The sequence below is a fragment of the Desulfobacteraceae bacterium genome, assembly GCA_022340425.1.
Classification (GTDB): domain Bacteria; phylum Desulfobacterota; class Desulfobacteria; order Desulfobacterales; family JAABRJ01; genus JAABRJ01.
In genome coordinates this window covers 1-24,259 of record JAJDNY010000113.1, presented here as the reverse complement: position 1 = coordinate 24,259, position 24,259 = coordinate 1, and the positions used below count along the sequence as shown (strand labels likewise).

Below are 24,259 nucleotides of genomic sequence, written 5' to 3'. Positions count from 1 at the left end.
TTTGGCGTAATTTCTGTGAGCGCGCCGGCGGCCACCCAATGGGGTCTAAGACCCTTCGGCGCCCGGGTTTTCGCCCAGCGCGGCCGGGCGCAGCTTGACTTTTGGATGCGGCCCATGTAAATCTCCACCGTCGTTGACAACATGTTGACGAAAAACGCGCAAGGGCAATTTTTTGAAGACGTGCAGCAACGCCTCCTCAGTTTTCTCTTAAGCCCCCTTTTCCGAAAAGCCGGCCAGGACGGCGAGGGAATCTTTCTTCCGCACCGCTACCCAGCACCCCGCCTCCTTTTTTGACTGTTGAACCGTTTGATCTGCAGGTGCTGCGCGCTGCGGCTACGAGGAGTTTTATGGCGAGCACAAACCCGGAAATCGAAGTGGGCCCGCTCCGCATCGGCGGCCGGCAGCCGCTGGCCCTGATAGCGGGCCCCTGTGTGATCGAATCCCCCGAGGGCACCCTGGCCATCGCCGCCGCTCTCAAGGAACTGACCACCCGGCTGGCGATCCCCTTTATTTTCAAGGCGTCCTACGACAAGGCCAACCGCACCGCCCTCAGCGCCTACCGGGGGCCGGGGCTCAAAGACGGGCTTGCCGTGCTGGCCCGCATCAAACGCGAACTCCACGTGCCGGTGCTCTCCGACGTTCACGCGGTGAACGAGGTCGCCGCGGCCGCCGAGGTGCTGGACGTGATTCAAATACCGGCCTTTCTCTGCCGCCAGACCGATCTGCTGCTGGCGGTGGCCACAACCGGCAAGCCGGTCAACGTCAAGAAGGGGCAGTTTCTGGCCCCCTGGGACGTCGCCAACGTTGTGGAAAAGATCATTTCCACCGGAAACCGTCGGGTGCTCTTGACCGAGCGCGGCGTCATGTTCGGCTACAACAACCTGGTGGTGGATTTTCGGGCGATCCCGATTTTGCAGCAAACCGGCTGCCCGGTTGTTTTTGACGCCACCCACAGCGTGCAGCTGCCCGGGGGGGCCGGCCAAAGCTCCGGCGGGCAGCGGCAATTCGCGCCGGTTCTGGCCCGGGCCGCGGTCGCTGCCGGTGCCGACGCCGTTTTCATGGAGGTCCACCCCGAACCCGACCGGGCGCTTTGCGACGGCCCCAACTCCCTGCGCCTGGACATGCTGCCGCCGCTATTGGCCCAACTGAAGGCGATTCACGAACTGGCGCGCTGAGAGATTTCGCGGCCAACAGCGCCACGGGCCTCAAGCAGCACCCAACATGGAAAAATCGATGAACACCCTGGAAAACCAAACCCTCAAGACCGTCAAACTGCTGCTGCTGGATGTGGACGGCGTGTTGACCCGCGGGGAAATCATCTATGGCGACGACGCCGCCGAAATCAAGATCTTCAACGTCCGCGACGGGCTGGGCCTCCGGCTGCTGATGGCCGCCGGCATCGGCGTGGGGATCGTGACCGGCCGACGCTCCCGGGCCCTGTCGCACCGCTGCGCGAACCTGGGCATCACGCACCTTTACGACGCCGTCAGCGACAAGGCGGCCCTGCTGGAGAATATATGCCGGGAGATGCGGGTCAGCCCGGCCGAGACGGCCTTCATCGCCGACGACCTGCCGGACCTGGCGCTCATGGCGCGCGTGGGAACGCCCATTGCCGTGGCCGACGCCCATGAGCTGGTCAAGGCCCGCGCCCTCTACCAGACCCGGGCCAAGGGCGGCGCGGGCGCGGTGCGGGAGGCGTGCGAGGCCATTCTGAAAGCCCGGGGGCTTTGGGCCCAAACCCTCAAGCAGGTTTTCGACCTTGAAATCTAAAAGCCCCGTGAAGCGGCTCAAGCTGCTGCTGGTGGGCCTGATGACCGCGGCCGCCGTGGCCCTGGCCGGGGGCTTTGTCCTCAAGCGCTGCGTCTTCGAAAAACCCGAGGTGCTGCTGACGGCCCTGGACGACAAGGCCCAGCTGGCACTGCAGAAGATCCATCAAACCGCCACCCGCGGCGGCATTACCGAGTGGTCCCTGGACGCCGACTCCGCCCGTTATCTGGACGAAAGCAAAGAGCTGCTGCTGGAGAACCTGGCGGTCGAATTTTTCATGGATGACGGCACCCGCATGCTGCTGACCGCCGACCGGGGCACCCTCCGGACCGACACCAACGACATCGCCGTCCGGGAAAACGTCCGCGTCACCAAAGAGGACCTGGCGCTTTCCACCGAGGCGCTGGATTACGACCACCAGAAGCGGATATTGACATCCCAGACCGAAGTCCGGATCACCAGCGGAAACTCGCAGATCACGGCGAAAACCTTCCGGTATGACCTGAACCCCCGTCAAGCCGTTCTGGACGGCGATGTGAGAGGAGTTTTCAGTGAAAACGACCCGTCATAACAGACCTGCGGACCCCAAAGGTTCCAAGCGCCTTTTACACCGCCGCATCCGGCTCTGGCTGATCTTTGGCGCCGCCATCTTGCTGGCTTCAGTTTCGGCAGGCGCCGACGATAAAAAGAGTACCTCTGAAGCGAAGCCCGATGAGCAGAAAATCCTCATCACGGCGCGCCAGCTGGTGACCAACACCGCCACCCGCCTGGCGGAATTCAAGGGTGAGGTCCGCGTTCGGCAGGGAGAGACCGTCATCGATGCCGACAGCTTGAAAATCCATTACACCGGCGGGCACCAGGACAAAACAAGTCCCAGCCCGGAAGGCGAATCCATCGAAAAGATAGTTGCCGAAGGCAACGTCAAGATCCAGATGGACAACCGAATTGCATTTGCCGACCATGCGGTCTATACTACCGCAGACAGCATTCTGGTGCTGACGGGCAAAAACTCGCGCCTCACCAGCGGCAGCAATTCGATCACCGGAAGCAAAATCACCTTCTACAGGGCCGACGGACGCGTCACCGTCGAAGGCAGCCAAGACAGCCGTGTCGAGGCGGTGCTTTTCCCGGGTGACAAGGGACTGGACATCGGTTTGCCCGAGGGCCGATAGGTGCCCGCAGCGGCCGCCCCGCCCGGCGGGCAGGGCGGTTTGTGTTTCTGATTGGACGAGAATGACCGTTTTATCCCTGCGCAATCTGATCAAAACCTACCGCGGCCGGCAGGTGGTCGACGACGTCTCCCTGGACCTGGAAAGCGGTGCGGTCGTCGGCCTCCTGGGCCCCAACGGCGCCGGCAAAACTACGACCTTCTACATGACCGTAGGCATGATCAGGCCCGACCAGGGCCAGGTTTTTCTAAACGACGAGGACATCACCGAGGCCCCCATGTACCTGCGGGCACGCAAGGGCATCGGCTATCTGCCGCAGGAGGCGTCCGTCTTCAGAAAGCTGACGGTGGAGCAGAACGTACTGGCGATCCTGGAGTTTGTCACCGCCTCCAAGACGGAACAGCGTGAGCGGACCGAGCGCCTGCTGCAGGAACTCGGCATCCACCATCTGGCCGCGCAGCGCGCCAGCGTGCTTTCCGGAGGAGAGCGGCGGCGGCTGGAGATCACCCGGGCGCTGGCCACCGATCCGACCTTCATTCTGCTGGACGAGCCGTTTGCGGGCATCGACCCGCTGGCCATCAACGACATCAAGGGGATCATCGGCCACTTGAAGCACCGCGGCATCGGGGTGTTGATCTCCGACCACAACGTCCGGGAAACGCTTGAAGTCTGCGACGAAGCATATATATTAAACCAGGGCAAGGTGATAGAGTCCGGCCCGCCGGAGAAGATCGCCGCAAGTCAAACAGCTCGCCGGATTTACCTGGGCGACGGATTCAGATTGTAGCCATGGCCATCGAACTCAGACAGCAACTCAAACTCACCCAACAGCTGATCATGACCCCCCAGCTGCAGATGGCGATCAAGCTGCTGCAGTTGTCGCGGCTGGAGCTGATGGACGTGATCCGCCAGGAAATGGAGGAAAACCCGGCACTGGAGGAAATTCAGGAGGTTCCCGGGGCCGACAACACGATGGAGTCCAACGAGGCCCCGGTGGAGGAGCCCCAGCCGGAAAAAGAGGTCACCATCGAGGAAAAGCTCCACGAAGAGATCGACTGGAGCAATTTCATCGATGAGTACAACTCCGTCGGGCGGGTCAACTACGAGTCCGAAGACCGCGAGGCGCCCAAATTCGAAGCTTTCATCGCCCAGAAGGAGTCCCTGAGCTCGCATCTCCTGTGGCAGCTGCTGATGACCTCGCCCAGCGAGGAGGAGCAGAATATCGGCAGCCAGATCATCGGCAATCTCAACCGGGACGGGTACCTGGACATCAGCGTGGAGGAGATCGCCGCCAACTGCGGCTGCCCGACGGAAAAGGTGGCGGAAGTCCTGGATGTCATGCAGAGTTTCAATCCGGTCGGGGTCTGCTCCCGCGACCTGAGGGAATGCCTGACGATCCAGGCGCGGCAACTGGGGCTCGACAACACCCTGGTGGTGGAGATCATCCAAAACCACCTCAACCACCTGGAGAACAAAAACTTCAAAGCCATCGCCAAAGCGCTCAAAAAGAGCCTGGACGAGGTGTATGCCGCGGTCAAGGTCATTCAGGCCCTGGAGCCCCGCCCGGGGCGTCAGTACAGCGACGAGATGCCACAGTACATCACGCCGGACATCTACGTCTACAAGCTGGAAAATGAATTCGTGATCCTGCTCAACGACGATGGCATGCCGAAGCTGCGGGTCAATTCCTACTACAAGAGGGCCATCACCGAGGGGGAAAAGATTTCCGCCCAGGCCAAGGACTACATCCAAGAAAAAATGCGTTCCGCCACCTGGTTGATCCGCAGTATTCACCAGCGGCAGAAAACCATATACAAGGTGATGGAGAGCATCCTCAAATTTCAGAGCGAGTTCTTCGAAAAGGGCATTGCCTATCTCAAGCCCATGGTGCTGCGGGATGTCGCCCAGGATATCGCCATGCATGAATCCACCATCAGCCGGGTGACGACCAACAAGTATGCCTATACCCCCCAGGGTATTTTTGAATTGAAATATTTCTTCAATAGTTCTATTAACCGGGTCCACGGCGAGGCCATCGCCTCGGCCAGTGTTCAGGATAAAATCCGGCAGATCATCGAAAGCGAAAACCCCAAAAAACCTTACAGCGACAGCAAGATCGCTGAGATTTTAAAACAAACCAACATCGACATCGCACGCCGAACGGTTGCCAAGTACCGGGAAATGCTGGGTCTGCTCTCTTCCAACAAACGCAAACAATTCTGAGATGGAGGTCTGAAAACATGCAGACATCGGTTACCTTCAAGAATCTCGACCCTTCTGAGCATTTGAAAACATATGTTACCGATAAACTGAACCGCTTCGACAAACTCCTCGACAATCCTGCGGAGGCGAGCGTGGTGCTGTCTGTTGAAAAGTTTCGTCACATCGCAGAGATCAACATCGTCGGGGATCGTCTGAGCATCAACGGCCGGGAGGAAACCAACGACATGTACCCGGCCATTGACATGGTTCTGGACAAGCTTGAAAAGCAGATCAAAAGAGGCAAACAAAAAATCCGCGACCGGCGCACGGGAGCCAAAAACCGGGGGCGGGATGTGGGCTTCCCGGAGGTCGCCGCAAGCGGGGGGGATCGCACCCGCGAAATCCTGGTGGAAAACATCGAGTACAAGCCGATGGATGTCGACGAAGCCGTCATGCAGATGGACCTGATCGAGGATAATTTTCTGGTATTCACCGATGCCCGGACCGACAGGGTCAATGTCCTGTACCGGCGCAAAAACGGGGACTACGGTCTGATTCAACCCAGGAGCTGACGGCGTGCGGGCCTGCAGGGGCAGACGCGGCGCGCGCTGAGCCCGCAAGGCAACCTGCCGCCGGTAAAGACAAAATGCGAATTTTAGATGTGTTGCAGAGAGATTCGATTCTCGTCGATCTGCAGGCCCGCGACAAAAAAGGGGTGCTCGAAGAACTGAGTTTGCCGGTGGCGCGTCTTGCCGAGGTCAATTCAGAGGACCTGGTTCGGGTCCTGATGGACCGCGAACGACTGGGCAGCACCGGAATCGGTGGCGGGATCGGCATTCCCCACGGCAAACTCAGGGAGCTCAAGTCGCTGGTGCTGGGTTTCGGGCTGAGTCGCCAAGGGGTTGACTTCGAGTCCATGGACGGGCGCCCGACCCATATTTTTTTTCTCCTGGTGACCCCTGAAAACTCGACTGGCCTGCACCTGAAGCTGCTGGCCAGGATCTCCAAAATCTTAAAAAACGACCCCATCAAGGAGCGGCTTCTCAAAGCGGGCAATCCCGATGAGGTAATGTCCATCATCGCCGAGGATGACGACGAAGAGTTCTGACCCGGCGTCCGCAGCGGTCGCCCCAAGACCCTGCCCTCCCGCACAGTCCAAACCCAGACGGCGACCCGGCAGCGGGTAAAACCGAGTCTCTTGGAAAATTTCGACTTCATCATCATCACCGGGCTTTCGGGATCGGGAAAAAGCAGCGCGCTGGCGGCGCTGGAGGATATCGGCTTTTACTGCGTAGACAACATGCCGATTGCCCTGTTGCCAGGGTTTTTCGAGCTCTGTCTGGAACAAAACGCGGGTGGTAAAGGCTTGGCCTTTGTCATGGACCTGCGCGAAAAAGGCTTTCTGTCAGGCTACCGCAAGGTGCTGGCAGGTTTGCGCTCAAAGGGGTTTGACTGCCGGATTCTTTTTCTTGAAGCAACCGCGGAAACCCTGGTGCGACGCTACAGCCAAACCCGCAGAATCCACCCGCTTGCCGGCGCCGGCCAGCTCGGGGACGGGATCGCCGCCGAAAGAAAGCTGCTTCGGACGCTGCGCGCGGATGCGGACGCGGTCATCGACACCACCGGCTTCAACGTGCATCAACTCAAGGCCTGCATGCAGGGGTGGGCGGCGAAAGCCGGGTATGCGAAAACCATGCGGATCAGCGTCTTGTCCTTCGGGTTCAAATTTGGAACCCCCCTGGATGCCGACCTGATCATGGATGTCCGTTTTCTGAAAAACCCCTTTTTCGTGCCCGAGCTGCGTGATCTGGACGGGGAAACCGAAGAAGTCCGCCAATTTGTCTATGCCCAGGGCGACACGGCGGAGTTCCTGGTCAAATACTTCAATCTGCTTGACTTCCTCATTCCCAGGTACTTTAAGGAAGGCAAGGCCTACCTGACCATCGCCGTCGGGTGTACCGGGGGCCGGCATCGCTCCGTGATAGTTGCCCGAGCCCTTTGGGAGCACATCAAGGAAATGGGTCACCCGGCCACTTTAACGCACCGCGACATCCAGAATCAGGGTGTGCTATGATCGGAATTGTCATCGTTACCCACAGCCAGCTCGGCCAGGCCCTCATCGAAGCGGCCGAATTCATTACGGGCCAAAAACTGGACAACACCATCGCGATTTCCATCGACATCAACGAGTCGGCGGACAAACTTCGCAAAAAAATTGCCGAGGGGATCAAATCCGTTGACCAGCACCAAGGGATTTTAATCCTCACCGACATGTTCGGCGGGACCCCTTCCAACCTGAGCTACTCTTTTTTGGAAGAAGGTAAAATCGAGGTCATCTCGGGAGTCAACCTGCCGATTTTGATCCGGGCCGACAGCTCCCGGCAAAAACAGGCGCTGACCCAGCTGGCGGTCAATCTGGAAATTTACGGCCGCAAGAGCATTTCACTGGCCAGCTCCATTTTGAAAGGCAACAAACGCACCGGCTGAGATTGCCGGCCGGTCGCATAGCAGACCGCGAAAGGACGGAAGGAGAGAACTCATGACGATCAAACTTGGCATTAACGGCTTCGGCAGAATCGGCCGTCTGGTCTATAGGGCAGCACGCAAGAACCCCGCGATCGAGGTGACGGCGATCAACGACCTCTCAGATGCGGCCACCATGGCGCACCTGCTGAAATACGATTCGGTCCACGGCACCCTTGACGCCGCTGTCAGCGCCGAATCGGACAGCATCCAAGTCGACGATCAGCGGGTGGCATATTCAGCGGTCAAAGACCCCGAAAAAATTCCCTGGAAAGAGGCCGCAGTGGACATTGTGGCGGAATGCACGGGGCTTTTCAGAGACCGCGAAAGCGCCGCCAAGCATCTTGCGGCGGGTGCCCGCAAGGTGATCATCTCGGCTCCTGCCAAGGACCCCGATGCCACCATCGTCATGGGCGTCAATGCCAACCATTACGACCCCCGCAACCATCACGTTGTTTCCAACGCATCGTGCACCACCAACTGCCTTGCCCCGGTGGCCAAAGTCCTGCTGGAAAATTTCGGCATCCGCAACGGGTTGATGACCACGATCCACAGCTACACCGGGGATCAGCGGCTGCTGGACTTCCCCCACAAGGACCTGCGCCGCGCCCGCGCCGCCGCCCTTTCCATGATACCCACCACGACGGGGGCGGCCCGCGCCGTGGCGCTGGTTTTACCGGAGTTAAACGGCAAGCTCAACGGCCTGGCCGTGCGGGTGCCGACGCCGAATGTTTCCATCGTCGACCTGGTTGTGAGCATCGAAAAGCAGGGCGTTGCCGTCTCCGATGTCAACACGGCCCTCAAGGAGGCTGCCGAAGGCCAGCTGGCCGGCATCCTCGGCTTCAACGAACTGCCGCTGGTATCATCGGATTTTAACGGCGCCGCGCTTTCTTCCATCGTCGATGCGCCGACAACCTACGTGATCGGCGATCTGGTCAAGGTTCTCGCCTGGTATGACAATGAAAGCGGCTATTCCAGCCGCATGGTGGATCTGGCGGTTTTGATCGGCCAGCAGCTTTGATGAGGACCTAAATTCGAGGAGACGCCGGAATGCAAGAGCGCAAACCCCTGATTGCGGGTAACTGGAAAATGTTCAAAACCCAGGGGGAGGCGGTCGAGACCGCCAAACAGCTGGTGGCCCTGGCCGGGGATGTAACCGAATGCGACATGATGATCGCCCCCCCCTTTACGGCACTCTCAGGGGTGCACGCCATCATCGGCGCCAGCGCCATCGGTCTCGGCGCCCAGAACTTTTTCTGGGAACCCGAAGGCCCCTACACGGGTGAGATTTCCGCCGCCATGCTGGTATCCGCAGGCTGCCGCTACGCCATCATCGGCCATTCGGAGCGTCGCCAGCTTTTTGGCGAAACGGATTCAACGGTCAACAAAAAACTGGCCGCCGCCTTTGAAAACGGGCTGATACCTGTCTTTTGCATCGGGGAATCCGAAAAGGAGCGGGACGCCGGCCAAACCTTTTCGGTCCTTGACAAACAGCTCAAAATGGGTTTAAAGACTCTTTCCCTAAAGACACCCTCTTCCCTGGTGATTGCCTATGAGCCGATCTGGGCGATCGGCACCGGGAAAACCGCCACCAAAGATCAGGCGCAGCAAGTCCACCACTTTCTCAGATCCCTCCTTGCTGACAACTGGGGAATTTCACTTGCAAATTCAACCCGGATCCTGTATGGAGGGAGCGTAAAATCCTCCAACATCAAAGAGTTGATGGGCATGCCGGACATCGACGGCGCTCTGGTTGGGGGTGCAAGTCTGGATGCCGCTGAATTTAACGCCATCATCCATTTTTTCGATTGACGAGAAACCGTTTCGCTTATGTCGATATTTTTGATCATTGTGCACACGGTAGTTTGCATCGCGCTGATTCTGATTGTGCTTCTGCAAACCGGTAAGGGCGCCGACATGGGCGCTGCTTTTGGGGGCGGCTCCAGCCAGACGCTTTTTGGCAGCACAGGGGCCTCGACATTTTTGAGCAAAGCCACGACAATGGCAGCGATCATCTTCATGATCACCTCTTTGGGCTTGGCTTACATGTCGGGATCACGCCCGACGAGTTCGATCATGATGGACTCCAAACCAGCGGCTGAGCAGCCGGTAGATCAACCCCCGCCGATTGCTGAGACAGCCCCCGAGCCCGGGCCGCCGGAGACACCGTCGAAACCGGTCGAATAGGGTTCTTCAGTGCCGAAGTGGTGGAAGTTGGTAGACACGCTATCTTGAGGGGGTAGTGGGGAAACCCGTGCCGGTTCAAGTCCGGCCTTCGGCACCACATTTTATTCGGAATACGGTGGCGGCGCCGATTCCCGAAAAACCAGAGGCTGCCGGACGTCAGGGGGTCTGGGTTGAGAAGCACGGCAACCGGTGGCACCGCTTTCCAGCCCAACGCCGCCCCTAAACGCCGGCCGACCCAGGGGACGCGGCAGGCAACGGTGGATGGGCCGCCAAGAGGCCCCCAAGAAAAAGCGGTGTGGACAGGAGGCTATTTATGCCGCACCCCTGATGCCCCAACGATCCTCCGCCTGATTCCTCCCCTCCCCCACCCTTTCCCGCTCGAGGGGATCCAGCACCGCTGACATAGGCGCCAAATTGTTGGAAGGCGTCCACCAACCGGGTGTTGACAAGGGCTCGTCCCAAAGACGCCCTTTTCCACGGCAGCACCCAAGAGGGAATCACAGATGGGCAGGCCAAATAAACTTCTTATCATCGACGACAACGAAGAAGTCCTGATATCCCTTTACAACTATTTCAATGAAAAAAACTACCAAGTCGACTCCGCCGCCAATGGCCTGGATGCGCTGAAACTGATCGAGGCCGAACAAGGTCGATACGACTTGATCATCACCGATCTGATCATGCCCAGTATCAGCGGCGTTGCGGTCATCAGCATCGTCAAGAAGAAGTATCCTGAAATCCCGGTTATCGCGATTACCGGATACGGGGAGCACCCCGAGGCGCTCGCCACCGAAGCCCATGCAGACCTTGTTTTGGAGAAGCCCTTCGAGCTACCGGAACTTGACCGGATCATCACGGAGATGCTTTCCCCCAAACCCCGTTAGGTCTGCCCGCCACAGCGCTGAAAACCCTTTGCGGCCAGGGCTTTACCCGGCTTAACGTCATGCCCTTTAAACTGAAGACTTTGTGATATGCTTCCTCCAATTATTGGTGTCAGCCAGAGCATCGAGAGAGTCCGTGAACTGATCCATCATGTCGCCGATACCGGCCTGAATATCGTCATCACCGGGGAAAGTGGCGTCGGCAAAGAAGTGGTCGCTCAGAATCTTTGCTACCTCTCTCCGCGCAAAAACAAACCCTTTGTAAAAATCAACTGCGCCGCTCTTCCCGAGGGTCTGTTGGAGAGTGAACTTTTCGGCTATGAGCGCGGCGCCTTCACCGGCGCCGAGCAGCGTCGCCGCGGAAAGTTCGAGCTGGCCCATGGTGGGGTTCTCTTTCTGGACGAAATCGGCGACATGCCCCTTTTACTGCAAGGGAAGCTGCTGCATGTGTTGCAAAGCGGCGAGTTCTCCCCCTTGGGCTCGGAAAAGGATCTGAAGACCGACACCTGGATTATCGCAGCCACAAACCATGAACTGGAGCAGGACATTCGCAAAGGCGCATTCAGGGAAGACCTCTACTATCGACTCAACATCATCAAAATCTTCATCCCGCCGCTGCGGGAGCGACCCGAGGATGTCCCCCCGCTGATCGATTACTATATCGAACGCTATACGGCCCAGTTTCACAACAAGCCCCTGCTCAAACCCAGCAGCCGCATCATCGAAAGGCTGACAGAATACTCATGGCCCGGAAACGTCCGGGAGCTCCAAAACGTCCTCAACCGGGCACTGGTGCTGGGCGATTGGGAGGAGGTGGTCGCTGAGCTGGTAAAAAACAGCGCCCTGCTGACGGGTCACAAACCCGGTTTTGTGGCCGAACCGGCCACCGAAAAAATCAAAGGTATTGCCGACCTTGTGGAGTTCAATGGCGAGAGCCGTCCCGAGCTGGCCTCTCTGGCATTGAAAAAGATCAAGAAAAAAGCGCTGGAAAATATCGAAAGGCGCGTCATTTCCTACGTTTTGGAACAAACCGCCTGGAATCGCACCAAAGCCTCCAAAATACTTAAAATCAGCTACAAGACCCTACTGTATAAAATTTCCGATCTCAATATCGAGCCACCGGGAGAGGCCAAAAGCGAATTGAACTGATTTTCCTCTGTTTAGGAACTCCCCTACCCATCAATGGGTCTTTTTTTTCTTAATTCTTGTCTTAACCGCTTGCCAGCCTTTACCACTGCCGCCCCAAAGGAAAATCCCGACCTCCCTGAAAGCCGCCATTTTTAAAGATTTTCATATAAAATTTAGTTGGTTATCAAATCCAAAAAAACCCTTCGAGCGCATCCAGTAATTGCCGACCACAGTAGGCATAAATTTTGCTGAAATTTAAGCCTGTTGATGTGTCTCATCCCCAGTCCCTGCAGCACCTCAGATATCACCAGTAACCGACCATAACGTTTCCTGCTGTTGGTTTGGGCGACGCTGGCCTTCGCTGGTTCTGCCCATCCGGCGGAAATGGGTGGGCTGTCTTGAGCTTTAAAATTCGAAAGAGATGAACGAATTCAATTACAAAATCAAACTGCGGGACAATGGGGGGCGCCGCTCCGGTATCGAGCGGAGGCAGTATTGCTACACCTCGCACATTCCGGAAAGACGCAGCGGAGAGGATCGCCGCAGCGGAAAAGACAGAAGAAAAACCCCGCGGCTTTTTTCGCGGCTGCAGACGGACGGTTGAATTTTCAGTGCAACCGCCGCAGGGCTTCTATCAGGGCGAATCTTCAGTTTCTTTTCCCGCCATGATACGCAGCAAACGGATGATTTCCTGGTTTTGCTGAATCACCTCATCATACTTTTCAAGCATCCGGTCATATTTTTGAGACAGTTCCTGGTTCTGGTCGTAGATCAAGCCCAATGTTTTGGTGGTGTAAAATGTGCCTAATGCCGTCTGACCGATTTTATAATCGGAGTTGACCGAACTGCCGGGTACCGTCGGTTGGAGGGCTTCGAAGGCTTGACCGAATTCGTTCATCAAATCGCCGGCCCGCTGATCGGCCCCCAGCGCCGAGGAGGCCATCACCACACCGCAGACCAGCGCGATCCCAAAGGCTTGTGCAAGGTTCATTTTCCTTTTTCTCATCCTTCCCCCCCAGCCTGTTCCGGTGCGGCCGGATTTGGAGCCGGCCCTCCCGGAACAAAAACAAATTTCCAGTCGGCGTAGGTTTTGGCGTTTTCAAATTCGCTGTAATCTTCCGCAAACTTTTTTACCTTAAGCGGCTTCTCCTTCCGATTGGCAAACACTCCTTTGATCCGTCCCATCCCGTCGCGCACAAATTCCCACTTACCCTCGGAATCAAGCGGATTGGGGTATATTTTACGCAGGTGTCTTTGAATGACCGGAAAGCGCGGGTCCTTCAGCAGATCCTCCAGCCGCTGAGGATAGGCCCCCTCCCCACCGGATGGACCGGCGGTGAAGTAGGCGGCAATCGCTTTTCTGATCTGGTCACCTCCGTAAAGAAGCGCCTCCTCGCGCTCTCTTTGGGCAATGGTGCGCCAGCTTTGACTGGCACCGATCAGGCCGATCCCGGAAATGGTCACCAGCACCAGCACCCCCATCAAGGTGAAACCGCCGCTGCCGGCGACGATCTTGATCAGCCCCCTGCCACGTCTGGCCGCAACCCGTTCTCCCGACACCCCCTTTTTCACCATTCGTTGTATGGCTCCCCGTCCAGGCTGACCCGGTCGCTTCCGCTGTGGATATCATACACCCCCCCTTCTTCCTCGCCCTCCGGCGGGATGACTATCCATGTGCTGCTTGAGCCTGTGATCGGATCCACCGGAATCGACCGGATGTATTTCCTTTCCACCAGTTCTTCGAGACTGTCCGGGTATTTTCCCTGGTCGCTGTAGTGCTGGTCAATGACGTCTCTTAAAACAAAAAGGGTCTCCCTGAGGGACGCTTCCCGGGCGCGCACGATATAGCGCTGCAGGTTGGGGGTGGCGATGGTGGCCAGGATGCTCATGATCGCCAGCACGATCATCATCTCGATGAGCGTAAACCCCTTTTGATTTTGCTGTCTCAATATCACCAATCCTTGTAATTGGTCCCGTCCAAGGCCTTTTTCCCGCTTTTGGAATACACATCATACACATCCTGCCCGCCCCACGAGGTGCTATCCGACGCGTCGGCATAGGACCGGAGCCCCCACTCGCCGTCCTCGATCATGGGGTCTTTGGGCAGCCGTCTGAGGAATTTTACCTTGTAAGGCACCGGGCCTTGAATCTCCACCCCTTCCACCAAAATTTCGAGATTCTTGGGATAACCACTGGAAAAGGCTTCCTTGGGGATTTCCCCATTATCGACCCGCTCTTTGTACGCGTCGAGGGCCATGCGGATGGTGCGCAGATTTCTCTTCAGCTCGAGTTCCTTGGCGCGTTTGGCGGATATGACCGATAAGGGCATGATCCCCATGGCCAGCACCGATAGTATGGTCAAGGTGACGACCAGCTCGATCAGGGTGACGCCGGCGTCGGATCTGAAAAGCCGAAGCGCCATCAGTCAGCCAGGGCCTCGGAACGCGCCACGACGTGAATATCCTCGGCAAAAAGGGGCGATTTTTTCAGCTCTTCACCGGCGTGCCGGGCACTTTCGTGGTCTTTGAATTTGCCGACGAAGACCCGGTAAATGGGTTCCTCGTCAGAAGCGCGGGTCACCAAGGTGAAAGATTCAAAACCGGTTTGCCCGGCGATCTCCTGAAGCCGCCGCTGCGCCTCCTCTTCCCGGCTGAAGGCGTTTACCTCAATGCTGTAGGGCAGTGAGACCGGCCAGACGAGAGTCTCTCGGGGGGCGCGGGAGGTGGTCAGGGGCGGTCCCCCGGGCGATGGGAGGGCGGACCCAGGAGCGTTGAGCCCCCCCGGCAGGTCCCCGGCGGATGCCTCCCGGCCGCGCCGGTTGAGGTGTTCCAAGAGGCCCTTCTCCGGTTTTTCGCGGTACTGCTGTTTTCTGTCCAGATAACTGCTGTAGGGCTCTCTGAGGGAATAGTCCTGTTCGCTTCCCGACCAAAAGGCCTGCACGTCGGTCCCGGGCACTTCCTGGGCCCTGGCAAGCATCGGGGTGAAGGTGAAGAGGACATCGGTTTCGTTCGCCCGCGATTCGGTGTTGGAAAAAATGCTTCCCATGGCTGCAACCTCCCCCAGGAAGGGCAGCTTTCGAACGGTGGTGCGCTCGTCCTCCTGGATCAGGCCGCCGACGATGACCGGCTCGCCGTCCCGGACGGTCATCACCGTGTTGACGGTCCGGGTCAGGATTTCATACTGGGGGTCATCGGCAGTTCCGATATTGGGTCCCAGCGCACTGAGCTCCAGGGTCAGTTTCAAGGAGATTTCCCCGTGGAGGTTGATGGTCGGCTCCGCATTCACTTTCACGCCGATATCGAAGTACTGGAAATCATTGGTGACCACACCGGTGGTGTCCACCCGCCGGTTGGTGCGCAGGGGGACCCGCGAGCCGATCAGAATCGAGGAAGTTTCCCGGTTGCGAACCCTCAGCTGCGGCTTGGCCAGAATCCGGGTATCCGTGTCCTGTTTGAGGAAGTTCAGGGTCACCGTCGGAACCGCCAGCAGAAGCTCGTTGCTGGTAATATCCCCCAAAGCCCCCAGGGACGCCAGATTGGCGAAGGTGGAGTCGGAACTGATGTTGGGGGCCGACTCCCCGACCCCCAGGGTCAGGGAATACGGGTTGAAATCCAGGCCAAGCTGCTTTTCTTTTGTACGGCTGACCTCAAGAATCTCGATATTCAGCAGGACCTCGGCCGGGGCGCGGTCATTGGCTTCGATGATTTTTCCGGACAGTTCGATGACTTCCTTGGGTCCCCGGACCACGACGGTGTTTAATTGCTCATTGGCGCTGATGTCATCGCTCTTGAAAATTTTGGACAACATCTCGACCACTTTCGGCGCCTCCAAGGTGCTCAGGTAAAAGGTACGGATTTGAAGATCCTGGTATTCCTTCCCCTTTGCGGGGGTCTTGGCATACACCATCATGGTTTTTTCATCCACCACCTTGGCGGCCAGGTTGCTGGTTTTCAGCAGCACCTCCAGGAAATGGTCAAAAGACACATCGGTCATGAAAAGCGTCACCCGGTTGTCCTGCAGGTCCTTGTCGAAAATGAAATTGATCCCGGAAAGCTTCGTGAGCACCTCGAACACGTTGAGAATCGGGGAGTTTTTGAATTTCAAAGAGATCGGGGCGCGGGATTTCAGCTTCAGATTGAACTTTGGGGGGAACGCTTCCTTTTTTTCAAAATAAGACAGTGCCTCGCGGGCGTCTTGGCTGTCGGGATTCAACTCCAGGGCCTTTTGAAAAAGCTCCCGGGCCTGGTCATATTTTTCGACCTTGACCATGGTTTCGGCCTTGGTGAAGTAATGGTCGGCCTCCTTGAGGTTGCGGGCTTTCAGCAGCAGTTCGCCCGCCCGGATGTTGGCCGGATTCATGCTGATGCTGATCTGAAACTCGCCGATGGCCTCATTGAAGCGCCTGTTCTCTAAAAGTACCTCCCCTCGGGCCTTGTGATACCGCGAGGCCTCCCCCCGGGCCCGGTTCAAGAGCAGCTTGATTTCCGGGTTGTTGGGGTTTTCCTGGTAGGCCTGCTGATAACTTCTAACGGCGCTGTCCCAGTCGCCGGCCGTGGCGGATTGCTTACCTTCGTCCATAAGAGAGGTGGTGGCGCTGCATCCGCAGAGTGCGGTCAGAACCGCCAGCAGCAGCAGCATCCGCAAGGCAAAAGCGACCGGCTGTTTTACGGGCGTCAGCTTGCAGAACGGTTTCGAGGCCCCAATTGCGGCTGCGGTCCGAAACGCGGGTGCGCCAGCACTCTTCACCACCAAAAGGTTTAACCGAAAACTGTTCATCATGCCTTATCCGTTCTTTTAAGTTGACAGTTTCTTAAAAAAACCCGACCGCCGCACCGCACCGCAATGCGACTAGAGATCGTTGCCGATGTGGCGCTGCACCGCCTGGTAGGCCCCGTCAAAATTCACCCAAATCGATATGAACCGCCTCATCGATATTTTCCGCCCGGATGGTCAAAACCTGGGGGGTAATATCCGCCACCAGGTATACCCCATCGATCCGGTCGCCTTTGCGGACAACGAGAATTTCCTTGCCGCGCTCCATGAAAAGGGCAAGCTCCCCGCGGCTTTTAAAGAAGCCGAAAATCCGAAACTGGCTCAGGTCCTGCTTTACCTGAAGCGTGGGATCAAGCGTCGCGTTGGCCGAATCGGCCCCGGCATCCGAATCCGGCTCGGTTTCCGGCGGCGCCGATTCGCCTTGGGGCGGCCGGTCGCCGGGCCCCCAAAAACCGGGGTTGGTTACCCGCCCGGAACGCTCCGGGGGGTGTTGCAGCAGCGTCAGGAGAAAATCGGCCTCTTGGGGCAGCCCCATCGGGGAATTCTGTGAGTCCACCAGACGGCTCTCCCCGGCGCTCTTGCCGGTGTAAGTCAGCTGATCCACCCGCTGCTGACGAAACGGGTTCATCAAACGGTAGACCAGCAGCGCGGCCAGAACGAAAAGCAAAACGGTGAGAAGCTTCTTTTTGTTGTCCATCAAACCGCCGCCGTATCGGGGATCATCGAAAAAAGGTTGAAATGTTCAGGGTCATCTGAAGTGCGCCCTTATTTGCCGGGTCATTTTCGAACCCCAGTTTTTCGATCGCAAAGAGACTGGGGGAGTTCTGGAGATCTGCCAGAAAGGCCTTCAAGCTGGCATAAGACCCTTTAACCGCCAGGGAGGTGGCGTATTTCCAGAGCCCCAGCTCTTTGGCCTCGCTGGGAGCGAAACTCATTTTTTCAACCCGCAGGCCGTTTTTTTGCAATAGCGCGTCAATTTCAGCGGCCTTTTCGGTGAAGGCGATCTTCTGAGGCAAATGGTCTTGAAAGGCTTCCAGCACGGCCACACGTTTGGCGTACAGCTCACCGCTGCCGAAAGTCTTGGAAAACTGTGCCAGTTCAGCACGCTGACGGGAATACCGGGTTTGCAGGTCGCGAATCTGCTGCTGCTGACCCCGGATGAAAAAAACGTAAAAACCGGCGTTGAGCATCAGCAAAAGCAAACAGAGCCCCCAGAGGACCCGACTTTTTCGGGCAGCCGCCAGAAAACGTTCAAACTCCATCCTACTTTTCCTTCACAGACGCGGCGATCGGGGCTTTCAGAATTGAAGCCAGGTGACCATAGGTTTCCGCCGGCAAAAAAGTTTCAAGGGCGAGGTTCCCCTCGATCACGAAGGAAATCTGCTGCGGGCCTGGGGCTGAATTTCCGTCCTTCTCATCCTGGAAGGTGAGCTTGGAAAGGGCGATGCGGCTGACTTCCTCCAGCGACTCGAGTTGGTTGACGAAAACAGTGACCCGGTCCATAGACTCGGCAACGCCCTCCAGCAGGACGGCGCCGATGGTCTCGTTTGCCTCCAGGCGCCCCAGGTGGACCCCGTCCGGCAGATTGGCTTCCAGCATATCCAGGAGGCGGTCAAAGGGGAAGACATCCCGTGCCACCAATCGCGAAATTCGGATGATGTTGTTTTCAATTTTTTCAGGTTCTCCGCCACCGCCTCGGTCTGCCCGGGCTTTCTGCTGGCCGCGTTGTTCGGCCAGACTGCTTTCGAGACGCTCGATTTTTTGTCGATGGGCCGCTAGCCGGCCCTGGTTTTGAAACCAGATCCGGATGGCATTGACTGAAACCAGCAGCACGAAAGCCGCAACCCCGATCAGCACGAGTCGGGCGATACGCTGGTAACGAAAATCGAAGGTCGCCAGGTTGATTTTGATCGCGTCCAAATCGAATCATTCTCCAATGAGCGAAAGGCTTTGCGCCGCACCGACGGCAGCCGCATAGGTGCCAGCCAACACGCGTGAATCAGCCTCCTCGGATGGCCCCGAAGGAATCGCGATCAGGCTGTTCTCATTTAAAATTTCCACCTTCATGTCGCTGAGATTTTTAAACACCTCCTCCAATTCGCGATGAAACCCGACCTGGCTGGCAACGAACAGTTTTTCGATTTCGCCATCCGGGTTCAACCCCAGGTAATGCTGCATGGTCATGTCCACATCCTGGAAAAAATGGAGATTTGAAAAGCCACGTTTGACGCCGTGATAAAAAGTCAACCGGGCATCTTCAAAAACGAAGAGGCAGAAGAAGTTTTCGAACAAGCCAAGGTAAGCAATGGTACCCGCGTCGGGCAAAAGGCTTCGGTAAAAGTTAAACTGGTTGATCCGGGCGGGCCGAATCACCTCGGCTTCCTGCTTAACCTCCTGCAAAGCCCTCTCGTATTCCCGGATCACCTCCCGGTTGCCGATGGATACCAGCAGCCGCTGGCTGCCGGCGGTTGCCCGACCGGCCGGCTGAAATGAAATCTGGGCGGAATTGGGCGGAAAACGAAAGGTTTTTTCGGCCCACCAGGCGATCATTTTCTCGACTTCCGGACGGCTGCCCGGAAGGGCATCGAATTTCTGGATGGACAATTTGACGTTTTCATTCGGGATCGAAAGCCCCACCCGGGCAGGCCGCTGGTCGAGCCCGGCCAAGACTTCCCGCAAGACCTCGGTCAGTTTGGGCTTGTCCAGAATATTTTGCGTCCGAAAGGAGGCCTGGAGGGTCGTCTCGGGCAGTGCCACACGTTTGTGGTGCAAAAGCCGCCAACCGTCTTTGGATCTTTCGACCTGGGCGAGCTTGACGGAGGTCGAACTGATTTCGATGCCGACATAGTTTTGCCTGAAATAGGAGATCATCGGCACCAGCCGGTCCTTTATAGGTAAACGCATAGAGCAGCTGTTCACAATTGACAGTTCCGTAAAAAGCCCAATTTCTGCGTTGCGCTGCATCTCGAAGTCGCTGCGGCGTAGAGGTGTACGCCTCACTCCTCGAGATTTGCGCACCTTGAACTTGACCTTTTTACGAAACTGTCTGGATTTTGAATTTTTACTGGTTCATCACAATTGACGGTTCCGAAAAGTCCGCTTTCTGGGGTACGCTCAAAGTTCATTGCGTTTCGATCATACAACCTTCGGGCTCGATGAACGTGACCCGGTTGGCTTCCTTGAAGGTTGTTTGCCCTCCAATAACCTCTGCCAGGGCGGCGTTTCTCAGAAACACGGTGCCGGCTGCCGCCGCCGTTTTTTTGAGCTCGGCAAGCGGCGCTTTTTGAATGAAGAGCTCGCGAATGACGTCATCCATTTCGATGAGTTCGATGATGGCTTTGCGGCCCTTGTAGCCGGTGCCTTTGCAGAGATCGCACCCCTTGGCCTCGTAGAACACATGCTCCCGGTAGCGCGCGGGGGCCAGCCCCCACTCGGCCAGTTGGGCCTGGGAATAGGTCACCGGCTCCCGGCAGACGCACAGGGTTCGCATCAACCGCTGGGCCACGATGCAATTCAAGGCAGCCATCAAATTGTAGGGCTTGATGCCCATGTGGATGAAGCGGTTGATCACCTCGAAGGCGCTGTTGGCATGCACGGTGGTGAAAACCAGGTGCCCGGTCAGGGCCGACTGCAGTGCGATCTGGGCGGTTTCGGAATCCCGGATTTCGCCGACGAGAATCTTGTCCGGGTCGTGCCGCAAAATGGAACGCAGCCCCCGGGCGAAGGTCAACCCTTTTTTTTCGTTGACGGGAATCTGAACGATGCCCTTCAGCTGGTATTCAACGGGATCTTCGATGGTGATGATTTTGGCCTCGGTGCTGTTGACCGCTGAAATCGCCATGTAAAGCGTCGTGGTTTTGCCGCTGCCGGTGGGACCGGTCATCAGGAACATCCCGTAAGGCGCCTGGATCATCCGCCGAATGCGGTGCATCTCGCGCGCGGGCAGCCCCAGGCTTTCGAGCTTGAATTCGCCAACATCGGCGGCGAGCGATTCCCGGTCAAGGATGCGGATCACCACATCCTCTCCAAAAATGGTCGGCAGGATGGAAACCCGAAAGTCGATGTAACGGTCCTGGACCTTGAGTTTGAAGCGACCGTCCTGGGGGATGCGTTTTTCGGATATGTCCAGCTCGGACATGATCTTGATGCGCGAAACGATGGTGCCCTGATGCTGAACATCCAGCGGATCGGTCGCCTGGTGAAGCATTCCGTCGATACGGTAGCGGATGATAACACCCTGCTCGGAGGTTTCGATGTGGATATCGCTGGCCCGTTTGTTGATTGCATCCAGAATGGTGGAATTCACCAGTTTGACGATTGGGCTTTCTTCCGCCGAGAGCTTCTCCAGGCTGAGAATATCCTCGCCCTTGTCGGATTCACGAACCAGCGAAAGGCGCATGTCATCGGAAACCGAATCCAGCACACTGCGGGAGGTTTCTATTTTTTTGAGGAGGTTTTTGATTCGGGTTTCGCTGACGACGACGATGGCGACGCTTAAATCCAGCAGCATTTCCAAGGCATCGATGGCCTTCAGGAAATTCATCGGGTCCGCCATGGCGATCACCAGGGTGTCCCCCTCGCGCCGGTAGGGCACGAACTGATAGCGCGTCATGAACTCCAGCGGCACCAATTCCAGCAGGGTGGGGTCTTCGATGCCGTCGATCTGGACATAATCGTAGGAGAATTGGGCGGCTGTAATCTGGGCGATGATCTCGTCGTCGACCAGTCCTTCCTGCAGGCAGATATGGCCGATGCGCTGCTTGGTGATATTCTTTTTGGAGGTCACATAATCCAGCTGCTTCCGGGTCATGAACCCCATCTTGATCGCGAGATCGCCGAATTTTAATTTTTTGTAGGCTTTAACGGACATTTTTATTCAGTTTTAACGTGATCGGTTTTCGAAGCCGGTGGCTGGAATGGCGTAATTTACGGGGTGAAGCGGCCGTGTCTAAATGGCACCGGCCAGTTGGAAAATCGGCAGATACATTGCCAGCACGATAAAGCCGATCAACAGCCCCATGATGACCATGAGGGCCGGTTCAATCGCCGAGGTGAGCACTGTCAGCTTGGCGTCGACGTCCATTTCGTAGAAGTCTGCAACGTCGTCCAGCACCGCTTCCAGGGCGCCACCGCTTTCGCCGGCATCGACCATTCTTATCGCCATCGTCGGAAAAACCTGAACCCGCTCGAGAGAAGCCGCAAACCCGCCCCCCTCTTCAAGCAGCTTGACCACCCTTTGAATCGTTTCTTTCAGGAAAGAATTGTCCATCGTCCCGGATGCGATGCGCACCGCATCCACCAGGGGCATCCCGCTGGCAAGAACCGTGGCAAGCGTCCTGGCCAACCGTGAGATATAGTACGTCAAAAAGATGTCGCCAAGAAGCGGTGTACGAAGCTTCAACCGATCCAGAAAGCGTTTGCCCGTCGTGCTCCTTTTGGCGTAGGTCAAGCCCGCCCAACACCCCGCGGCAAGCAAGATGAGCCAATAAATATTGTTTTTCAGGGCGTGGCTGACGGCCACCAATACAACCGTTATGGCCGGCAGCTGGGTGCCGGAATCGAAATAGGCTGCGGTGAAGGTCGGCACCACAAACACCATCAGAAACACGAGGACAAAAACCGACACCGTTGTTAAAATCGCGGGATATATGGATGCCGTTATCACTTTCTGGCGAATGGCCAGCATTTTTTTTATGTAGGCGATATAGCGCGAGATTGCCAGGGAAATGCTTCCGCTTTTTTCACCGGCCTGCAGGGAGGCCACGTAAAGACTGGATACAACGGATGAAAATTTGCCGAAGGCCCCGGATAACGACTCGCCTGTGGAAACATCGTTTCGCACCTCTCTGAGCAGATCATAAAGATCGCTGTTGCCGCTTCTTTCCAAAACCGTGTCCAGGGCGCTCAAAATGGGCAGCCCCGCCTTGATCAGGACCGCAAATTCCTGGTTGAAGGAGAGAAAATCTCTCAGACGAAACGGCTTGCGACGCCCTCGCCACCTGAAACCCGCAAGGATCCGTTCGGTACCGTGAATCTTGAGAACAAAATTGCCTTCTTCCTCCAGAAAATCTTTGAGGGCGCTTTTGTTGTCGGCAATCAATGTCTTTTCAACGACGCTGCCGGCGGGGGTCGCGAACTTGCATCGAAATGTCGGCATGGGCTCAAGGGGACCGGTGCGGGGCGTGTCGCTTTTTGAAAAATTTAAAGACCATTTTTATTTTATATTTCGAAGGGTCATTGATTTCGCTTCCCTCGAACTCCCTCTCCCGCTGGGAGAGGGTTGCGGTGGGGTTAAAAATTCCAAGATTGTATTCACATAAAGCATACCATATATAATTCCAGTTTCGAAACGCTATTTTAAGGTTCGTGGGACGCTCAAAAAGTGCCGGGAGCTGCCGGCCCGAGGGGCCGCGGCAACTCCCGACTGAAAGGCTGAAAACCCCGGGGGGCGGCGCCCTCCGGGGTTTTTAGAATTCTCAACGCCAGCAGAAAACTCTGAGACTCGCCGTGTTGGTGTTGCCGGCAGCATCGTGGGCGGTGATGGTGACCGTATTGATCCAGCGATCCAGCGGGATCCCGGTGACGGCCCAATTTTGCGTTCCGGAGGCGGTACCCGTTTCACCGCGTGAATTCTGCCAGGTGATTTTTGCCACCTGGTTATTGTCGAAAGCCGTTCCGGCCAGATCAACGCTTCGAATCCGCGAAAAATAGTTTGACCTGCTGGTGGGGGAAACAATCCGCACCGCCGGGACCACCTGATCCGAGGACGCCTGGACGGGCGCCGTGTAAGTCACGGCCAGCGTTTTGCTGCCTTGGTTGCCGGCTTTGTCCTCGGCCGTAAAGGTCAAATTGTTAACTCCCTCGTGAAGCGCTATGCTGGCCGCCGTCCAACTGCCGGTGCCGCTGGCCGTGCCGCTGCCGCCGCGGTCGTTGCTCCAGGCCACCTGCGTCACGCCCACGTTGTCCGTCGCCGTGCCGGTAACCATCATTGCGGCACTTTCGGTGGCGTAGCTGCCGCCGCTGGTGGGGGTGCTGAGCGATACCGTCGGGGCCGTGGTGTCGGGGGCGCTGTAGGTCACCACCAAGGTCTTGCTGCCGTTGTTGCCGGCCGCGTCCTTGGCCGTGAAGGTCAGGGTGTTGGTACCGACAGAAAGCGGAATGCCGTTGACCGACCAGCTGCTCGTGCCGCTGGCCGTGCCGCTGCCGCCGCGGTCGTTTTTCCAGGTCACCTGCGTCACCCCCACGTTGTCGCCCGCCGTGCCGCTCACCGTCAGGGAGGAGTTCCCCGTGGCGTAGCTGCCGCCGCTGGTGGGCGAGGACAGCGCAATGGTGGGAATGGTGCCGTCATTGATGCTCTTGTGGACTTCAGTCGAAAAGCCACTTTCGTTTCCCGAGGTGTCATACGCCGTAACGGCAAAATAGTAGGTCGCGCCCTCGGAAAGCGGGTCCAGGGTGCAGGTGGTGGTGTCCACATTCAGCGGCGGGCCATAGGTGCGGGAGGAGGTGCCGTAGTACACGCGGTAGCCGTCAAGGTCGTTTTCGGGATTCGGCTGCCAGTTCAAAGTGGCGCTGCCGGCCATCGAACTCAGCGGCAGAAAAGCCAAAATCGCCAGAATCAAAAACAATTGA

27 protein-coding genes, 1 tRNA gene and 1 pseudogene are annotated in these 24,259 nt (G+C 57.3%); 17 read left to right on the top strand and 12 right to left on the bottom strand.

The window, feature by feature from the left end; translation table 11 throughout:
• Positions 1-347 precede the first annotated feature (347 nt).
• The 16 genes from kdsA (at position 348) to LJE63_09890 (ending at position 11,878) form a co-directional block, all read left to right on the top strand.
• Positions 348-1,175 (top strand): 3-deoxy-8-phosphooctulonate synthase, encoded by an 828-nt coding sequence (gene kdsA / locus LJE63_09965; GenBank protein ID MCG6906937.1) that lies wholly within the window; start codon positions 348-350, stop codon positions 1,173-1,175.
• A 46-nt stretch (positions 1,176-1,221) separates the two neighbouring features.
• Positions 1,222-1,770 carry an HAD-IIIA family hydrolase gene (locus tag LJE63_09960; protein ID MCG6906936.1) on the top strand — a complete coding sequence of 183 codons (549 nt, stop codon included), beginning with the start codon at positions 1,222-1,224 and terminating at the stop codon, positions 1,768-1,770.
• A complete protein-coding gene (gene lptC / locus LJE63_09955; protein ID MCG6906935.1) occupies positions 1,760-2,338 on the top strand; it encodes an LPS export ABC transporter periplasmic protein LptC in 579 nt (192 codons plus the stop codon). The genes LJE63_09960 and lptC overlap by 11 nt, the downstream gene beginning before the upstream one ends.
• Positions 2,319-2,939, top strand: coding sequence for a lipopolysaccharide transport periplasmic protein LptA (gene lptA, locus LJE63_09950; GenBank protein ID MCG6906934.1), 621 nt, complete (start codon positions 2,319-2,321; stop codon positions 2,937-2,939). The genes lptC and lptA overlap by 20 nt, the downstream gene beginning before the upstream one ends.
• A 61-nt stretch (positions 2,940-3,000) precedes the next feature.
• Positions 3,001-3,723, top strand: coding sequence for an LPS export ABC transporter ATP-binding protein (gene lptB / locus LJE63_09945; GenBank protein MCG6906933.1), 723 nt, complete (start codon positions 3,001-3,003; stop codon positions 3,721-3,723).
• Positions 3,724-3,725: 2 nt separating this feature from the next.
• The gene (gene rpoN / locus LJE63_09940) at positions 3,726-5,159 is read left to right on the top strand and encodes an RNA polymerase factor sigma-54 (GenBank protein MCG6906932.1); all 1,434 of its coding nucleotides are present in this window, start codon (positions 3,726-3,728) and stop codon (positions 5,157-5,159) included.
• Positions 5,160-5,176: 17 nt separating this feature from the next.
• Positions 5,177-5,710: a ribosome-associated translation inhibitor RaiA gene (gene raiA / locus LJE63_09935; GenBank protein MCG6906931.1), complete on the top strand. Its 534-nt coding sequence runs from the start codon at positions 5,177-5,179 to the stop codon at positions 5,708-5,710.
• Positions 5,711-5,784: 74 nt separating this feature from the next.
• A complete protein-coding gene (locus LJE63_09930; GenBank protein ID MCG6906930.1) occupies positions 5,785-6,246 on the top strand; it encodes a PTS sugar transporter subunit IIA in 462 nt (153 codons plus the stop codon).
• 90 nt (positions 6,247-6,336) lie between these two features.
• Entirely contained in the window at positions 6,337-7,212 is an 876-nt protein-coding gene (gene rapZ, locus LJE63_09925; GenBank protein MCG6906929.1) for an RNase adapter RapZ, read from the top strand.
• Positions 7,209-7,625 (top strand): PTS fructose transporter subunit IIA, encoded by a 417-nt coding sequence (locus LJE63_09920; GenBank protein MCG6906928.1) that lies wholly within the window; start codon positions 7,209-7,211, stop codon positions 7,623-7,625. Before rapZ ends, LJE63_09920 begins: the two co-directional genes overlap by 4 nt.
• A gap of 52 nt (positions 7,626-7,677) precedes the next feature.
• Entirely contained in the window at positions 7,678-8,682 is a 1,005-nt protein-coding gene (gap, locus tag LJE63_09915; GenBank protein ID MCG6906927.1) for a type I glyceraldehyde-3-phosphate dehydrogenase, read from the top strand.
• 29 nt (positions 8,683-8,711) lie between these two features.
• Entirely contained in the window at positions 8,712-9,473 is a 762-nt protein-coding gene (tpiA, locus tag LJE63_09910) for a triose-phosphate isomerase (GenBank protein ID MCG6906926.1), read from the top strand.
• An 18-nt stretch (positions 9,474-9,491) separates the two neighbouring features.
• Positions 9,492-9,848, top strand: coding sequence for a preprotein translocase subunit SecG (secG, locus tag LJE63_09905; GenBank protein MCG6906925.1), 357 nt, complete (start codon positions 9,492-9,494; stop codon positions 9,846-9,848).
• Positions 9,849-9,859: 11 nt separating this feature from the next.
• Positions 9,860-9,945, top strand: a tRNA-Leu gene (locus LJE63_09900).
• Between the two features lie 406 nt (positions 9,946-10,351).
• The gene (locus LJE63_09895) at positions 10,352-10,732 is read left to right on the top strand and encodes a response regulator (protein ID MCG6906924.1); all 381 of its coding nucleotides are present in this window, start codon (positions 10,352-10,354) and stop codon (positions 10,730-10,732) included.
• A gap of 87 nt (positions 10,733-10,819) precedes the next feature.
• A complete protein-coding gene (locus tag LJE63_09890) occupies positions 10,820-11,878 on the top strand; it encodes a sigma-54 dependent transcriptional regulator (GenBank protein ID MCG6906923.1) in 1,059 nt (352 codons plus the stop codon).
• Positions 11,879-12,491: 613 nt separating this feature from the next.
• Here the strand turns inward: LJE63_09890 and LJE63_09885 are convergent.
• From LJE63_09885 to LJE63_09835, 11 genes and pseudogenes are all read right to left on the bottom strand, one after another.
• Positions 12,492-12,863 (bottom strand): hypothetical protein, encoded by a 372-nt coding sequence (locus LJE63_09885; protein ID MCG6906922.1) that lies wholly within the window; start codon positions 12,861-12,863, stop codon positions 12,492-12,494.
• Positions 12,860-13,339 (bottom strand): hypothetical protein, encoded by a 480-nt coding sequence (locus tag LJE63_09880; protein ID MCG6906921.1) that lies wholly within the window; start codon positions 13,337-13,339, stop codon positions 12,860-12,862. Before LJE63_09880 ends, LJE63_09885 begins: the two co-directional genes overlap by 4 nt.
• A gap of 347 nt (positions 13,340-13,686) precedes the next feature.
• A pseudogene (locus LJE63_09875) lies at positions 13,687-13,812 on the bottom strand (prepilin-type N-terminal cleavage/methylation domain-containing protein).
• A complete protein-coding gene (locus LJE63_09870; protein MCG6906920.1) occupies positions 13,809-14,279 on the bottom strand; it encodes a type II secretion system GspH family protein in 471 nt (156 codons plus the stop codon). The pseudogene LJE63_09875 and the gene LJE63_09870 overlap by 4 nt, the downstream one beginning before the upstream one ends.
• Positions 14,279-16,636, bottom strand: a complete 2,358-nt coding sequence (locus LJE63_09865; GenBank protein ID MCG6906919.1) for an SPOR domain-containing protein — start codon at positions 16,634-16,636, stop codon at positions 14,279-14,281. The genes LJE63_09870 and LJE63_09865 overlap by 1 nt, the downstream gene beginning before the upstream one ends.
• Before the next feature lie 115 nt (positions 16,637-16,751).
• Positions 16,752-17,327 carry a hypothetical protein gene (locus LJE63_09860; protein ID MCG6906918.1) on the bottom strand — a complete coding sequence of 192 codons (576 nt, stop codon included), beginning with the start codon at positions 17,325-17,327 and terminating at the stop codon, positions 16,752-16,754.
• A 22-nt stretch (positions 17,328-17,349) separates the two neighbouring features.
• Positions 17,350-17,892, bottom strand: a complete 543-nt coding sequence (gene pilO, locus LJE63_09855; protein MCG6906917.1) for a type 4a pilus biogenesis protein PilO — start codon at positions 17,890-17,892, stop codon at positions 17,350-17,352.
• 1 nt (position 17,893) lies between these two features.
• A complete protein-coding gene (locus tag LJE63_09850) occupies positions 17,894-18,550 on the bottom strand; it encodes a PilN domain-containing protein (GenBank protein MCG6906916.1) in 657 nt (218 codons plus the stop codon).
• A 6-nt stretch (positions 18,551-18,556) separates the two neighbouring features.
• Positions 18,557-19,648 carry a hypothetical protein gene (locus LJE63_09845; protein MCG6906915.1) on the bottom strand — a complete coding sequence of 364 codons (1,092 nt, stop codon included), beginning with the start codon at positions 19,646-19,648 and terminating at the stop codon, positions 18,557-18,559.
• Between the two features lie 103 nt (positions 19,649-19,751).
• Positions 19,752-21,500, bottom strand: coding sequence for a Flp pilus assembly complex ATPase component TadA (gene tadA, locus LJE63_09840; GenBank protein MCG6906914.1), 1,749 nt, complete (start codon positions 21,498-21,500; stop codon positions 19,752-19,754).
• A gap of 78 nt (positions 21,501-21,578) precedes the next feature.
• Positions 21,579-22,730, bottom strand: a complete 1,152-nt coding sequence (locus tag LJE63_09835; GenBank protein MCG6906913.1) for a type II secretion system F family protein — start codon at positions 22,728-22,730, stop codon at positions 21,579-21,581.
• Here LJE63_09835 and LJE63_09830 point away from each other — a divergent pair.
• Complete coding sequence (locus LJE63_09830; protein ID MCG6906912.1) at positions 22,659-22,826, top strand: hypothetical protein; 168 nt, start codon at positions 22,659-22,661, stop codon at positions 22,824-22,826. The two genes, LJE63_09835 and LJE63_09830, sit on opposite strands and share 72 nt — an antisense overlap.
• 280 nt (positions 22,827-23,106) lie before the next feature.
• Here LJE63_09830 and LJE63_09825 read toward each other — a convergent pair.
• Positions 23,107-24,259, bottom strand: a 1,153-nt coding sequence (locus LJE63_09825) for an Ig-like domain-containing protein (protein ID MCG6906911.1), incomplete at its 5' end; no start/stop codon positions are given.

What these genes read in the sequence shown, in the direction of transcription:
- kdsA (MCG6906937.1), top strand. Translation starts at nt 348, where the DNA reads ATGGCGAGCACAAACCCGGAAATCGAAGTGGGCCCGCTCCGCATCGGC.
- LJE63_09960 (MCG6906936.1), top strand. Translation starts at nt 1,222, where the DNA reads ATGGAAAAATCGATGAACACCCTGGAAAACCAAACCCTCAAGACCGTC.
- lptB (MCG6906933.1), top strand. Translation starts at nt 3,001, where the DNA reads ATGACCGTTTTATCCCTGCGCAATCTGATCAAAACCTACCGCGGCCGG.
- rpoN (MCG6906932.1), top strand. Translation starts at nt 3,726, where the DNA reads ATGGCCATCGAACTCAGACAGCAACTCAAACTCACCCAACAGCTGATC.
- raiA (MCG6906931.1), top strand. Translation starts at nt 5,177, where the DNA reads ATGCAGACATCGGTTACCTTCAAGAATCTCGACCCTTCTGAGCATTTG.
- LJE63_09930 (MCG6906930.1), top strand. Translation starts at nt 5,785, where the DNA reads ATGCGAATTTTAGATGTGTTGCAGAGAGATTCGATTCTCGTCGATCTG.
- LJE63_09920 (MCG6906928.1), top strand. Translation starts at nt 7,209, where the DNA reads ATGATCGGAATTGTCATCGTTACCCACAGCCAGCTCGGCCAGGCCCTC.
- gap (MCG6906927.1), top strand. Translation starts at nt 7,678, where the DNA reads ATGACGATCAAACTTGGCATTAACGGCTTCGGCAGAATCGGCCGTCTG.
- tpiA (MCG6906926.1), top strand. Translation starts at nt 8,712, where the DNA reads ATGCAAGAGCGCAAACCCCTGATTGCGGGTAACTGGAAAATGTTCAAA.
- secG (MCG6906925.1), top strand. Translation starts at nt 9,492, where the DNA reads ATGTCGATATTTTTGATCATTGTGCACACGGTAGTTTGCATCGCGCTG.
- LJE63_09895 (MCG6906924.1), top strand. Translation starts at nt 10,352, where the DNA reads ATGGGCAGGCCAAATAAACTTCTTATCATCGACGACAACGAAGAAGTC.
- LJE63_09890 (MCG6906923.1), top strand. Translation starts at nt 10,820, where the DNA reads ATGCTTCCTCCAATTATTGGTGTCAGCCAGAGCATCGAGAGAGTCCGT.
- LJE63_09885 (MCG6906922.1), bottom strand. Translation starts at nt 12,863, where the DNA reads ATGAGAAAAAGGAAAATGAACCTTGCACAAGCCTTTGGGATCGCGCTG.
- LJE63_09880 (MCG6906921.1), bottom strand. Translation starts at nt 13,339, where the DNA reads ATGGGGGTGCTGGTGCTGGTGACCATTTCCGGGATCGGCCTGATCGGT.
- LJE63_09870 (MCG6906920.1), bottom strand. Translation starts at nt 14,279, where the DNA reads ATGGCGCTTCGGCTTTTCAGATCCGACGCCGGCGTCACCCTGATCGAG.
- LJE63_09865 (MCG6906919.1), bottom strand. Translation starts at nt 16,636, where the DNA reads ATGATGAACAGTTTTCGGTTAAACCTTTTGGTGGTGAAGAGTGCTGGC.
- LJE63_09860 (MCG6906918.1), bottom strand. Translation starts at nt 17,327, where the DNA reads ATGGACAACAAAAAGAAGCTTCTCACCGTTTTGCTTTTCGTTCTGGCC.
- pilO (MCG6906917.1), bottom strand. Translation starts at nt 17,892, where the DNA reads ATGGAGTTTGAACGTTTTCTGGCGGCTGCCCGAAAAAGTCGGGTCCTC.
- tadA (MCG6906914.1), bottom strand. Translation starts at nt 21,500, where the DNA reads ATGTCCGTTAAAGCCTACAAAAAATTAAAATTCGGCGATCTCGCGATC.